The 13,689-nt window shown below is 38.7% G+C and carries 11 protein-coding genes; 1 reads left to right on the forward strand and 10 read right to left on the reverse strand.

The annotated features are described in order from the left end of the window. Positions 1-5: 5 nt before the first annotated feature. From pyrG to bshC, 7 genes are all read right to left on the reverse strand, one after another. Complete coding sequence (gene pyrG, locus ACY2RU_RS09685) at positions 6-1,622, reverse strand: CTP synthase (protein ID WP_490138242.1); 1,617 nt, start codon at positions 1,620-1,622, stop codon at positions 6-8. A 214-nt stretch (positions 1,623-1,836) separates the two neighbouring features. Next, positions 1,837-2,088, reverse strand: a complete 252-nt coding sequence (locus tag ACY2RU_RS09690) for a DUF3820 family protein (RefSeq protein ID WP_490138243.1) — start codon at positions 2,086-2,088, stop codon at positions 1,837-1,839. Next, positions 2,072-2,632, reverse strand: coding sequence for a DUF922 domain-containing protein (locus tag ACY2RU_RS09695; RefSeq protein ID WP_490138244.1), 561 nt, complete (start codon positions 2,630-2,632; stop codon positions 2,072-2,074). The genes ACY2RU_RS09690 and ACY2RU_RS09695 overlap by 17 nt, the downstream gene beginning before the upstream one ends. A 50-nt stretch (positions 2,633-2,682) precedes the next feature. Further along, entirely contained in the window at positions 2,683-3,090 is a 408-nt protein-coding gene (locus ACY2RU_RS09700) for an OsmC family protein (protein ID WP_490138245.1), read from the reverse strand. After that, on the reverse strand, positions 3,087-5,003 hold the full coding sequence (locus tag ACY2RU_RS09705) for a LysM peptidoglycan-binding domain-containing protein (RefSeq protein WP_490138246.1): 1,917 nt from the start codon (positions 5,001-5,003) through the stop codon (positions 3,087-3,089). Before ACY2RU_RS09705 ends, ACY2RU_RS09700 begins: the two co-directional genes overlap by 4 nt. An 82-nt stretch (positions 5,004-5,085) precedes the next feature. Continuing rightward, a complete protein-coding gene (guaA, locus tag ACY2RU_RS09710) occupies positions 5,086-6,615 on the reverse strand; it encodes a glutamine-hydrolyzing GMP synthase (protein ID WP_490138247.1) in 1,530 nt (509 codons plus the stop codon). Between the two features lie 62 nt (positions 6,616-6,677). Continuing rightward, complete coding sequence (gene bshC / locus ACY2RU_RS09715) at positions 6,678-8,276, reverse strand: bacillithiol biosynthesis cysteine-adding enzyme BshC (RefSeq protein ID WP_490138248.1); 1,599 nt, start codon at positions 8,274-8,276, stop codon at positions 6,678-6,680. Between the two features lie 112 nt (positions 8,277-8,388). Between bshC and ACY2RU_RS09720 the strand changes: the two genes are divergently transcribed. After that, a complete protein-coding gene (locus ACY2RU_RS09720; protein ID WP_490138249.1) occupies positions 8,389-10,875 on the forward strand; it encodes a M14 family metallopeptidase in 2,487 nt (828 codons plus the stop codon). Between the two features lie 45 nt (positions 10,876-10,920). Here the strand turns inward: ACY2RU_RS09720 and ACY2RU_RS09725 are convergent, their stop codons facing one another. From ACY2RU_RS09725 to ACY2RU_RS09735, 3 genes are all read right to left on the reverse strand, one after another. Next, complete coding sequence (locus tag ACY2RU_RS09725) at positions 10,921-11,112, reverse strand: hypothetical protein (protein WP_490138250.1); 192 nt, start codon at positions 11,110-11,112, stop codon at positions 10,921-10,923. 276 nt (positions 11,113-11,388) lie between these two features. After that, positions 11,389-12,642, reverse strand: coding sequence for a glycosyltransferase family 4 protein (locus ACY2RU_RS09730; RefSeq protein WP_490138251.1), 1,254 nt, complete (start codon positions 12,640-12,642; stop codon positions 11,389-11,391). A gap of 2 nt (positions 12,643-12,644) precedes the next feature. Beyond that, on the reverse strand, positions 12,645-13,652 hold the full coding sequence (locus ACY2RU_RS09735; protein WP_490138252.1) for a hypothetical protein: 1,008 nt from the start codon (positions 13,650-13,652) through the stop codon (positions 12,645-12,647). Positions 13,653-13,689 lie beyond the last annotated feature (37 nt).

Raw genomic sequence — 13,689 nt, forward strand, 5'->3', positions numbered from 1 at the left:
TTTTCTTATTTCTTTTCTGAATAATCATGCGCAGCCTTTACAAAAGCTACAAATAGTGGATGTGGATTGGCAACAGTACTTTTATACTCAGGATGATACTGTACCCCAACAAACCAAGGATGCGTTGGAATTTCAACGATCTCCACCAAACCAGTTTCAGGGTTTATTCCTGTGGTCTTAAGCCCTGCCGCTTCAAGTTGTTCTCTATACGCATTGTTGAATTCATAACGGTGACGGTGGCGTTCATTGATACTATCTGCATTATAAACTTTAGATACTATACTATCTTTTACTAGATCACATTTCCATGAGCCGAGTCGCATAGTGCCGCCCATGTTTTTAATGTTTTTCTGTTCCTCCATAAGGCTGATCACGGGATGTTCGGTTTCTACGCTCATCTCGCTAGAATTAGCATCTGCAAGACCTAGTACATTCCGACTGTATTCTATAACCGCCATTTGCATTCCTAAGCAAATCCCTAAAAAAGGAAGTCCTGTTTCACGCGCATAGCGCACTGCTTCAATTTTCCCTTCAATACCGCGTTCTCCAAAACCAGGAGCGACTAAAATTCCGTCCAGATTTTTAAGTTCGTTCGCTACATTTTCGGCGTTAATATGTTCGGAATGAATTGGCTTTACTTTTACTTTAACTTCATTCTCTGCGCCAGCATGAATAAACGACTCAAGGATAGACTTATAGCTGTCTTGTAATTCAACATACTTCCCGATCAAACCAATTCGCACCTTACCTTTTGGATTTTTATGTCGCTTTAAAAACTGATTCCAATGCGTTAGATCTGGCGCCTTCGTATCTTCTAGATTCAATTTCGCTAAAGTTACCTTATCAAGTCCTTCTTCGAGCATCATATTAGGTACATCATAAATAGTAGATGCGTCAATAGACTGAATAACAGCTTCTTTTCTCACGTTACAGAACAAAGCTAATTTCGCTTTAAGTTCTTCGGAAAGCTCATGTTCGGTGCGACAAACAAGGATATCGGCACGAATACCGCTTTCCATGAGTAATTTTACTGAATGCTGTGTAGGTTTTGTCTTTAGCTCACCTGCAGCCGAAAGATAAGGCACAAGTGTTAAATGGATCACCATGGCATTATCATCACCCAGCTCCCATTTCAATTGACGTACAGATTCAATATAGGGCAGTGACTCAATATCGCCTACAGTTCCTCCTATTTCAGTAATGACAATATCAAAATCGCCGCTTTTACCTAAGATCTGAATACGCTCTTTAATTTCGTTTGTGATATGCGGAATGACCTGTACGGTCTTCCCTAAGAATTCGCCACGGCGTTCCTTTTCAATAACACTTTGATAGATACGACCAGTAGTTACGTTGTTCGCTTGTGATGTTGGAACGTTAAGGAAGCGTTCGTAATGCCCTAGATCCAAATCGGTTTCTGCGCCGTCGTCGGTCACATAACATTCGCCATGTTCATACGGGTTTAACGTACCTGGGTCAACGTTAATATACGGATCTAGCTTCTGAATAGTCACGCGATAACCTCTCGCCTGCAACAGTTTTGCTAGCGATGCCGCTATAATTCCTTTTCCTAAAGATGATGAAACCCCGCCCGTAACGAAGATGTATTTTGTAGTGCTCATGAATGCCAATGCTAAGTTACCTTACGGGATGCAAAGGTAGGGATTTCTTGGAGAAGGCAATGCAGATTCTTTTTAAAATTGGACGGTTTTTACAGAAAGTAAAACCGTGGCATACCAACCAATAGAAGTTAACGCAAAATGCTGGATGCTAGAACCAAACTCATGAATCAACGTATTTATTACGGGGGCAAGTCTTAACAATACTAGCTAGGCACTACCACTTATGCTTTGAATTGATCAACGGACGTAGCATATCTTCAAGACCGTTGATCTTGATCTCATGCATTTCATGCATTAGATTCCCCAATTTCCCTTCCGGAAAACCTTTTTGTTTAAACCAAACATAATATGTTTCGGGTAATTGGATAAGGAGTTTTCCTTTATACTTTCCAAAGGGCATCTTGTAATTTGCCAAGATCTCAAGATGTTTAGGATCTGGTCCTATAAAGTTATTTCCAACGGTCATAGATCTGTAATTGTTGAGCGACATAAACCTCCCATTGCTCCTCGCCCTCCTCGTTTTTTGAATGATCACTTTCTAAATCAAAAGCATCTTGCATGGCTTTTCGTTTCTGCTCAATATCGTGATAGATAGTTTCAACTTCTTTTTTTAATTCATCTGAAAAATGAGCTGCCTCAAGGCGTTTCTTAAGTTTACGCGCATGCAGTTCAGAAATATCAAAGTGTGTTTGTTCATGTTTTAAGATATAGGCGTTTACTTCGCCCTGCAAATACCAAGATTCAAGAGGATAGAAAAAGCTTGAAACTTCAAACTGTGTGCTGCGTTGGCCGTTAGTTATTTTATACGAATACGAAAAGGAAATACCAGAATTGGTGCTCGCAACAAAACCTAATGCAGGCTTGGGTTTACCTTTAAAATCTGACCACTGTAGCGGACGCTCTTGATTCCATGTCATTTTTTCTTCGGAAGCAGAAGTGGCTTCCATCTCAAGATCTGTTGGAAGAAAGCCAACAATAGAAAAGAATATAATAATTAGAAAGCGCATCATTCAGAGAAACGGAAAAAATATCATTTTATTGGATGTTCACTTCCGAAGCCTTACGAGCCCCATTGAAATTTTATAACTTTTTCAATATCGGGGTGCAGACTATAATGAACAGGACAGGTTCTCGCTGTATTTTCTAAAATCTTTTTGTGCTTATCAGAAATATCAACAGGCAATTCTAGAAACACTTCTATTTTGGAGATACGTCTAGGATTTGCCGCCATCGTTTTTGTGACCATCGCCACAGTTCCGTCCAAAGTAATTTTTAGATCACGGGCTTTTATCCCCATCATAGTGAGCATGCAATTTGCAAGACCAGTAGCGACCGTGTCGGTAGGTGAAAAAGCTTCTCCTTTGCCATTATTGTCGGTTGGAGCATCAGTGATATATGTACTTCCTGATTTCAGATGTTCACATTCGGTACGCAGATTGCCGATGTATGTTACTTTTGACGTACTCATTTTACAACTTGAAATTGAAGTGTTAGTGTATATTTTATGATATACATTGCATTGTTTTGATACCCTGAAAACATTTTTTTACTGTAGCGAAACTTATTTTCTACATATTCGGTTTCATAGTCGGTATCTGATGCATCGTAGATATTATCTGCACTCGCAAGGCGGAGCAAAACATCGTAGGTTATATCAAAACCACGTACGGCATATCGATTAGGAAGCACACCGTATTTATTTTTATAACTTATCAGAAATGCGTCTTTATCTTTATAATTGTAACTTTTATTTACACTAGGAAAAGTAAAACTCAATTTTGCAAGATTTCGGTTAGAAATATCGTCAAAATCGAACGCGTCATTTTTGTCGAGCGTAAATAATCTCAATTTATAATCGTCTGGCATCCCGTGCAATAAATTGACCACATTACTAACGATCACAGGATCTGCCGAAGCCAAAATAACCCAATTATCTTTTCCTTTTTCAATTTTTGAGGCAATATCAGTTTCGTATAAAAATCCTTTAGCACGCGGCATAGCCGATTTTGCATTCGGGAAAACCGCTAAAATCTCAGATTTACTTTTGGCGTGTTTTACGTCAGAAATAATAATAAAATTCTTACCCATTTCATTGCGCTGGAGGTATTCGATCATTCCGCGCTTAAGCATCTCATCACTTGGGAGCGTTTGAAAAAGGTTAGAAGACATTTTCACAGTTTTATTGCTCAATGGCGAAAAGACAGGGGTTTTACTGCTTCTTAGATCCAAGGCCGCCTGCTCAACATTTTTACCGAGTAACGGACCAATAACAGCATCTGCATCTTTGATATTATTCCCTGAAATAATGCTACTCACTTTTCCTGCACTTCCTTGGGTATCATAAACATCAATACGTGTTGAGATCCCTTTATCCTTTGCAAACTCTGCAGCCATTAAGATTCCACTGTGAAAATCTAGGGCGACACGCATTATACCGTTTTCTCTAATCAGATCGACATTTGTTTCCGTAGAATCTCCAACTGCTTTTTGAAGTTGAAATGGCAATAAAACCGCAATTCGTTTTTGATCGCGATTAATGATCATGCTTTCTAGATTTACGGGCTCAACAGAACCTGAAATAGACACGCTTGAAGACTGTTTAGGGATTTTAAGGATCATTCCTTCCTTTAGACCATCTTTAGCATATGGGTTGAGCTGTATGATCTCTTCTTCGGAAAGACCTAAATTCACTTTGAGTCTGTAGAATCCTTCCTGCTTTTTAACTTCGTAAAAATCGTATTCCTCATCTTCTATGGTTGCACTTTCGGTAACTGAAGTATTAGGCACATTAAGAATCATTCCTATTTGTAAACCATCACCCATACCTGGGTTGAGCGCTTCTAATTCGGCAATAGTAACACCGTACATTCTTGCAATACCGTACTTTGTTTCTTTTGGCTGAACGATGTGTTGTTTAGCAGCGGGATCAGTACCGATCACATTCTTGTCTTTTGGATTGACCGCCACGCTTGATGTGGTCTCAAATCCCATAGGGATCTGTATTTTTTCTCCCTTTTTTAGTTGTCGCGAATAAAGCTCCTTATTATATTTTTTGATGTCGTCTTGCTCAACGCCGTACTTTATTGCAATACTGTATAAGGTCTCTTTTCGACGAACCTTATGTGTTTTAAATTTCATCTTTGCGGTACCCGTACTTACAAAGGCTTCCGAAGGTATCACAAGCACATCATTTTCCTGAAGCCCACTAACAGCATTCGGATTTAGCTTATAAATATCAACGGGTTTGATTTTATAGAGTCTCGAAATACTGGAAACTGTCTCGCCTTTCTGTACCGTGTGACTCTTATACTGGGTTTGCCCCATCGCTCCATATGAAGTGACACAAAGCATTATGATGATGATATAACTGAAATATTTCACGTACTATATAGGTTTATTTTCTTCTGAAAAATACAATAATGAACTGAGCTTCGTCTTAAAATTCCTTTAAAACTTAGACCTTCTACTCCCACTCGATCGTTGCAGGTGGCTTTGAACTGATGTCATATACTACTCTATTAACGCCTTTTACTCTGTTTATGATATGATTGCTTATCTCCTGCAAAAATTCGTAAGGTAAATTCACCCAATCTGCCGTCATACCATCAGTTGATTCAACAGCACGTAAGGCAACTACTTTCTCGTAGGTACGCTCATCGCCCATCACTCCAACACTATTTACTGGTAAGAGAATAGCTCCTGCCTGCCAAACTTTGTCATATAGATCCCATTTACGCAAACCATTAATAAATATAGCATCTACCTCTTGAAGGATTCGCACCTTTTCAGCGGTGATATCACCTAAAATTCTAATTGCGAGCCCAGGACCAGGAAAAGGATGTCTTCCAAGTAAAACTGGGTCGATACCCATTTCGGCACCTACGCGACGTACTTCATCTTTAAACAACATACGCAATGGCTCAACGATCTTTAATTTCATAAAGTCTGGTAACCCTCCTACATTGTGATGCGACTTAATAGTCACTGACGGCCCATTAACGGAAACACTTTCTATCACATCAGGATAGATTGTTCCCTGTGCCAAATATGTTACATCTGTAATTGAAGTAGCCTCATCGTCAAAAACTTCAATAAACGCATTACCAATTGCCTTTCGTTTTGCCTCAGGGTCACTCTCTCCTTTAAGCGCATCCAAAAAACGTGCCGAAGCATCTACGCCCTTTACGTTAAGCCCCATGTGCTTGTATTGATCCAGAACACTTTCAAATTCGTTCTTTCGAAGTAAGCCATTATTTACAAAAATACAGTAGAGGTTTTTTCCGATCGCCTTATGCAATAATACAGCGGCTACGGTAGAATCTACCCCACCACTTAAACCAAGAACAACGCGATCGTTACCAATTTTATTTTTCAACTCGTGAACCGTACTATCCACAAAAGCAGCAGGCGTCCAAGATTGCGCAACACCCGCAATATGAACTAAGAAATTTTCTAACAGATGTTTTCCTTCCTTAGTGTGATATACTTCAGGGTGAAACTGAATAGCATAAGTCTCTTCTCCTTCAATGCGATACGCTGCATTAGCAACATCATTAGTACTTGCAAGACGCACACCCTTTTTGGGGAGCTTCGCGATAGTATCACTATGACTCATCCAGACCTGCGTATTTTCTGAAATCCCGGCAAAGAGTCCGTCGTGACTTAGGATAGTGGTAAGATTTGCTCTTCCGTATTCCCGAATATTAGAAGGCTCAACGCTTCCTCCATTAAAATGTGCTAGATACTGCGCGCCGTAACAAACCCCAAGCAGGGGTTTGTGCCCTTTAATTCTTGAAAGGTCTGGATGCGGAGCATCCTCGGCGCGCACTGAAAATGGGCTACCCGATAAAATGACCGCTTTAAAACTGGAAAGATCTTCTGGAATTTTATGATAAGGATGGATCTCGCAATAGATGTTCAATTCACGCACACGTCTTGCGATAAGCTGTGTGTATTGCGATCCAAAATCTAGAATAAGGACGTTGTTTTGCATGCGCAAAAATACGTTAAAATTTCATTTTGAAACGATTCGAAATTAGAAAAAATTTAAGGATTTTACGGCAAGTTCAAGATCGTAAATTTATGTTCTAACGGCTTTAAATCTTTCTTTAGAAGGTCTATAAGCAAATCACCATATTCTAAATACCTCTCTGAGAAATTGACTGTTCGTTCTTGTAAGCTTTGCTTTGGAAAGAGATCATCTTGTATAATCATCAAACGATCCAAGGCATCTGCTAAGTTTCTTTTTTGGGCCTTTAGCAAGCGATTTTCCAGATGATCTAAGCCGTTAAGCTGTTTCTTTTCTTGCGCCGCAACAGCTCCCACAAATGATTTGTCTGTTTTACTTGCCAACTCATACAGTTCTTTAAATTGCTGCTTTAAATAGCCTTTCTGTTTCGAAAAATCGATGTCGATCGTAGATAATTGACGTGTATATGCACTTTTCAATTCATCCTGATCTAGAAATAATTGTTCTATATCAACTTGCAGTTTATTAAGCTTTTCTGAGAATTTATTCGAAGAAAGCAGTGCCGAATTCCGCAGTAAAAGAATAGGAAAGACCACCTCAACTTCTTTAAAATAATCTTGTAACTGAAACCAATATGCTAATTCGCCACCACCACCCACATAACATAAGTTAGGTAAGATCACCTCTTGATATAAGGGTCTTAACAATGCATTTGGCGAAAAACGTTGTGGATTTGATTTAAGCTCTTCTAAAATTTCAAATTCACTAAAACTTAGATTTGTGTCATTGACATAAAACTTTCCGTCACGTTCAATGATACGTTCGCGCAGTCCTTCAGTAAGATAAAATAAATTGATCTCCCTTGGATGAACTTGCTCAGGATATCCTAATCCGGTTAAGCGCTTTGTCGTGTCACTAATACAGTTATAGGAAGTTTGTTTTGTAAGTTCCTTTTCAGCAAAGGGAATAAAAGCTTTTTTAAGTTCTTTGTCGTTGCCATCTACAATGACCAATCCATCATTTTTGAACAAGGCATTGCCAAGATAGCGCGTGGCGTCGGCGAGATTATCATGCTTTATATAAGCTTCCTCAAATAAATCTAAAAGAAATTTTGCATGATCTGTAGTACCAAACTCACCTTTTAATATCTCTAAAACATTGTCTAAGCCGTCTGTTGTGAATTCTCCAACAGCACCGCCGCTTTCACGTTCCCAAACAATTTTTTTCCCTTTAAAATTAAAGTAATTGATCTCATCAAAATCATGATCCTCGGTGGCCATCCAATAGACTGGCACAAAGTGATTTTTAGGGTACTTCTTTTTAAGATCTTTGGAAAGATTAATTACTGAAATAATTTTATATAAAAAATACAGGGGTCCAGTAAAAAGATTCAGTTGATGCCCCGTGGTTATTGTGAAGGTATTGTCCGACTTTAACGAATCAATGTTTTGTTTTGTGACTTCGGAAGGTTCTAATTGGGCATACTGCTTATTCAATTGAGTTACTAAACGTTTCCGAAGCGACGAATCAAAACTCGCTTTCTTAGCTTCTACTTGTGCCTCAAAATTTTCTATCTCAGGAAAGTTTCCGTAGAAATTGTCTAAAGTGATCTCTTTATTGAGATAATCGCACATCAATTTAGAAAAATAGCCGGTTTTTTGATACGAAAGAGTGCTTTTTGACATTATTTATTGAGAAGGTTCAAGCAAAAATACAGTTTAAATCATAATTGTGAATTCGTAAAGACGAATTTGAGAAAACTTTAGTAGTTTTATCATTATCATTAAAAACTTCCGCATGAACCGTATTCTTTCTGTATTCTTCCTGTTTGTTGTTGCAAACACATTCGCGCAATTACAATCACCTTCCGAATTTTTAGGCTATCAAATTGGAACACAATTTACGCGTCATGCCGATGTAGTAAATTATTTTGAACATGTCGCTGCCAATAGTGATATGGTGACTTTTGACACCTACGGAAAAACGAACGAACGCAGACCCCTTACCTATGCCGTGGTTTCCACATCACAAAACCTCGCAAATATTGAAACCATACGGACCAACAATTTAAAGAATATTGGTATTGCTAATGGGAGCGCTAATCCCGACAAAGCTATTGTTTGGCTAAGTTATAATGTGCATGGCAATGAAGCTTCAAGTACCGAAGCCGCAATGAGTACCTTATATGAACTCATCACAAAAAAAACCGCTTGGTTGCAAAATACCGTGGTAATTATCGATCCTTGTGTAAATCCAGACGGGAGAGACCGTTATGTAAACTGGTATAACCAAGTAAAATCAACACCCTACAATGTAAAACAATCGGCCATTGAACACAACGAACCGTGGCCAGGTGGACGACCAAACCACTATTTGTTTGACCTCAATCGTGATTGGGCATGGGCAACGCAGGTTGAAAGTCAGCAACGTCTTAAAATATACAATAAATGGATGCCGCACGTACATGTCGATTTCCATGAGCAAGGTATTAATGAGCCTTATTATTTTGCCCCTGCTGCAGAACCGTTTCACGAAATTATCACCGATTTTCAACGTGATTTTCAATCGGAGGTGGGCAAAAATCACGCTCGTTATTTTGACCAAAATGGTTGGTTATTTTTTACCAGAGAACGTTTTGACCTACTATACCCTAGCTATGGTGACACCTACCCTATGTTTATGGGCGCCATTGGAATGACCTACGAACAAGCAGGACACGGTCGTGCAGGATTAGGTATTAATACAGACGAAGGATTTGTCTTGACACTCGTAGACAGGGCAGCACACCATACAACTACGGGACTATCGACGGTTGAAACCGCATCTAAAAATGCGTCTCAACTAAATACAGAATTCAAGAAATTTTTCAACAATAGTAATCTAAAGTACAAAAGCTACGTAATGCAAGGGCATCCTGACAAGATTCATGCGTTAACCGAGCTTCTAGATAAGCACGAGATAAAATATGGCTTCACCAATAGTGGTACCGTTAGCGGATATAATTATTTAAAAAGCGGAAATGGTAGCATGGATGCCGCTGGAGCATTGGTTGTTAGCACCAATCAACCCAAAGGAAAAATGGTAAAAGTATTGTTTGAACCCGATGCAAAATTAAGTGACCCTCTTACCTATGACATCACGGCCTGGAGTGTTCCGCATGCCTATGGATTAGAAACGGTTGCTAGCACATCTTTGGTGGCTGCGAATGGTGGAAACCCATATATTAAAACGGTTAATCAAGTGGTGCGCGCCAATGCCGGTTATGTTGTTTCTTGGAACAGTTTGTACGACGCAGCATTTCTTTCAGAACTATTACAGAATGATATTCGTGTTCGTTTTTCTGAAAAAGATCTTCGCTTTAGCGGAAAAGAATTTAAAAAAGGAAGCTTGGTTATCACTAAAAGCGACAACCGTACCAATGAAAAATTTGACGAAACGGTTACCAAGATCGCAAATAAACACGAGCGCTCACTGTTTGTAGCTAACAGTAGCTTTAGTGATACAATGACCGACTTTGGGTCACCAGATATCAAACTAATCAATACCCAACGTATTGCAATGCTACGTGGTAATGGGACTTCCTCTCTGAGTTATGGAGCTCTTTGGCACTTTTTTGAACAACAACTAAAATATCCAGTGACCTCTATTGATACTGATGATTTTAGCGCGCAAACCTTATCACAGTTTGATGTTCTTATTATGCCAGATGGTTGGTATGGAAGATTTCTAAATGAAAACACACTGGATAGCCTAACTGATTGGGTACGTAGAGGTGGAAAAGTTATTGCGATCGGAAACGCGGTTTCTAGTTTTGCCGGGAAGGATGGCTATGGAATAAAAGCTAAAGACAATGATGCTTCCGAAGAAAAAGATAAATCAAAAAAGGAAAATTTAACTCCTTATGATCAGCGTGAACGTGAGGGTGTAAAAGATCTTATTACAGGTAGTATCTACAAAACAACACTAGATGCATCACACCCAATGGCCTTTGGATATGGTGATACCTATTACAGCTTAAAAATAGGAAACGACGCTTACGACTTTTTAGAAAGTGGCTACAATGTAGGTTATATCAAAGGTGATCCGATTACTGTATCCGGGTTTTCAGGAACCGATGCAAAAGCCGGATTGGCAAACTCGGTAACATTTGCTGAAAATAGAATGGGAAGTGGCAGTATGATCTACCTAGTTGATGATGTGCTATTCCGCTCTTTTTGGGAAAATGGAAAACTATTTTTAGTGAATAGTATTTTCTTTGTTAACAATAATAAATTTACTTTATAAAAATAAGCCAATACTCTTTAAACTATTGGCTTATTTTTATTTCAGTTAAGACTGTTGCTCTTCCTTCATAGCTATAAAAGGACGCTCTTGCTCATCAGTGTAGAGCCACTCTGTATCTTCGTCTAACAACATAGATTCTTCCATGTCATAGTACGATTGTGACTCAACAACTTTGTAAAGCCATTCTAGACAATTTCTAGACTTTCTTTTAAAGGTGTATGTTAGTACTTGTTTCATTTTCTTAATTTTCATTTTTCGACTTGAAGACTCAAAGTCACTTGGTTAGATGCTAAATGTAGGAGAATGATTTCAAATAAAATACAATTCGTAAGTTTTTTCGTACAATAGTATAAAATTACCGATGAACTGTTTTTCTTGATTCGTACTGGTACGTATTGCACCAAGTCAGATTTCAATAAAGATTCATTCTGTTACACAATATTAGTATAGATTAACGAAGATCACAATAGGTAAAAACCCCTAATTTGAGATGTTTTTTCCTTGAAAAGAGAATTATATAGATGAATGGGCATTCTTTTGCTCGATCCACTTACTCAAGTACTTAGTACTTTGAAGCGTGTGGTGTTGAAGAATTTGTCCGATAAAATGAGCTTCACGATGATTTTTAAGTTCTGCTGTAAGCTGATGGATTGTTTGTATAAATTCTTTGGAAAAATTGCGCATTGCAAATCGCTCTTCTATTAGCTGATAACCATTAAGCTGAGCCTTATTCCAAAGCTTGTTTTGATTGTATAGTGCTACTGAAGCCTCCACAAAATCTTCATCGCTTCCCGCAACAATTCCACCAAAAGCTAGACTACCGCACATCCCTTCCGCCCCTATTGGTGTCGTTACAGAAGGTGTTCCATGCATCATCGCATCGAGCAGTTTTCCTTTTAACCCAGCGCCAAACCGAATAGGCGCCAAACACACTTTGGCTTTTTGCATCACTCGCTTGAGATCACTTGTCCAACCAACTACTAGAAAACCTTCATATTCGTTGTGAAATTCTTTGATCTGCTGCGGAGCGTAAGCCCCATAAACACGTAGCTGAGCATCGGGCAGTTGCATCCTGATCCTAGGCCAGATTACTTTTTTTAGTTGACGTACTGAATCAATATTTGGCGCATGTAATAAATTCCCCACTGTTATAAAATCTTCCCGTTCGTCAAAAGTTAGATTTTCTTTTTTATTTTCTTCGGAAGGCGGAGTTACTAAAAAAGGAAGATACCACAGCAGCGTCTTCGGAATTTTAAATTTTTCTTCTAGCAGCTGTATTTCTACTTCGGAAATGATCAGCGAAAGATCACAACGCAAAATACTTGCAAGTTCCCGCTTTGCTGTTTCCGAAAACAGATCAGCTTCCGAAGTCGGAAAACCCTTTAAAACCGCCTCTTGCCTTGCTTTCCGAAGAAAATGTAGATCTTCAGTATCTAGAATCCGTACCGCGTTACTGCACACTTCAGCAACGCGCCAACCAAACTGTTCTTCAGTTATAAAACGATCAAACAAAACAACATTAGGTTGTAATTCGGTTAGAAAATCATCAAAAGAAGGATCATTTAATTGAATTGCCTCGGCAGTAATTCCTAAGTTCTGTAAGTTTACAGACCGTTCCGAAGCCATTGCTGTGCAAGCAAACGTTACGGTAAATCCTCCTGCCTGAAAGAGGGCTATAAGTTGCATCATACGCTGACCAGCCGCTGTAGTTGCAGGTTCAGGAAACGTATGACCAATGATAAGAAGTTTTGCTTTCGGGCTACTCATTTTTAGGTTGCTACCTTTGCGCGTCTAAACTTAAAGAGTTCTTTAATGGTAATAGCATTGAGGGGAAACTCAAAAAACACATGAAGGATACTCAAAAAGTATAAAGCGATCAGGCCGGTATAAAAATCGTATAGATATAGACTCACAGCTGCAGCCCAAATAAGTACAATGTAAACAGTTTTCCTCGTAGTTAGAGCGTTCTTCCAGCCAATAATCGAGGTTTTAGAAAACCAATTCAAATAGTGGTAAGTGTATGCGAAGGCAATAAATATCTGTGCTTTGATCGCAATGGGCGACAGCGCTATAAATTGTCCGTCTCTAAGCCCGCCAAACAATTTGGTAATGGCTGCCGTAACCATGATCATTCCACTACTACTGTAAATATTGGATGTTTCTTGAGAAACACTAAAATCACTTGGATTGATATTTATAAATGCAATTATAAAGGGAACAAGTAATAAAAGTACCGCTCCACCGTAACCTACCTTACTTGACGATTTTGAGGCACCATAAAGCATAAAAAGCCCTGTAAAAAAATATACATGAATAATAGTAGGCAAAAACAATCCCACAAAAAATGCTTCCGTAGGAAGAAAGTAATAAAGCAAAATAGAGAGCAGAATGCTCACTGCCAACATAATAATTAGGTGAGAAATTTTCTTAAAAAATATCAGCCCGATAGCAAAGAGAAAACCTGACAACAACAGAAAGCTCGTATTCTTTAAGGCAAAAGTGACACCCTGCATAAATGAATTATCGATGCTAAAATCTATGATCTTATATACTGGATAAATAGAAACCAATATGGCAAATAATAAGAACACACGAATCCATTTGCTGTTTTTCTGTACGAAATACTTCTTATCCTTTAACCAATTGATCTCGGTCAAATAGTGAAGCGGACCTAAAATTGCATAGGAAAACAAGAACAATTCAAACGGAAGCATCACAGCGATGATCAAGGATACGATGATGAGGCCAATATTTAACAGATCAATTTTGTGAGACATATTGAATGTTGATTTCTTACCGCTAAAGATATAAAAG

The sequence above is a fragment of the Ulvibacter sp. 2305UL32-6 genome (genome assembly GCF_058148545.1).

Coding starts and splice junctions, on each gene's coding strand:
- pyrG (WP_490138242.1), bottom strand. CDS start 1,622: ATGAGCACTACAAAATACATCTTCGTTACGGGCGGGGTTTCATCATCT.
- ACY2RU_RS09690 (WP_490138243.1), bottom strand. CDS start 2,088: ATGACCGTTGGAAATAACTTTATAGGACCAGATCCTAAACATCTTGAG.
- ACY2RU_RS09695 (WP_490138244.1), bottom strand. CDS start 2,632: ATGATGCGCTTTCTAATTATTATATTCTTTTCTATTGTTGGCTTTCTT.
- ACY2RU_RS09700 (WP_490138245.1), bottom strand. CDS start 3,090: ATGAGTACGTCAAAAGTAACATACATCGGCAATCTGCGTACCGAATGT.
- guaA (WP_490138247.1), bottom strand. CDS start 6,615: ATGCAAAACAACGTCCTTATTCTAGATTTTGGATCGCAATACACACAG.
- bshC (WP_490138248.1), bottom strand. CDS start 8,276: ATGTCAAAAAGCACTCTTTCGTATCAAAAAACCGGCTATTTTTCTAAA.
- ACY2RU_RS09720 (WP_490138249.1), top strand. CDS start 8,389: ATGAACCGTATTCTTTCTGTATTCTTCCTGTTTGTTGTTGCAAACACA.
- ACY2RU_RS09725 (WP_490138250.1), bottom strand. CDS start 11,112: ATGAAACAAGTACTAACATACACCTTTAAAAGAAAGTCTAGAAATTGT.
- ACY2RU_RS09730 (WP_490138251.1), bottom strand. CDS start 12,642: ATGAGTAGCCCGAAAGCAAAACTTCTTATCATTGGTCATACGTTTCCT.
- ACY2RU_RS09735 (WP_490138252.1), bottom strand. CDS start 13,652: ATGTCTCACAAAATTGATCTGTTAAATATTGGCCTCATCATCGTATCC.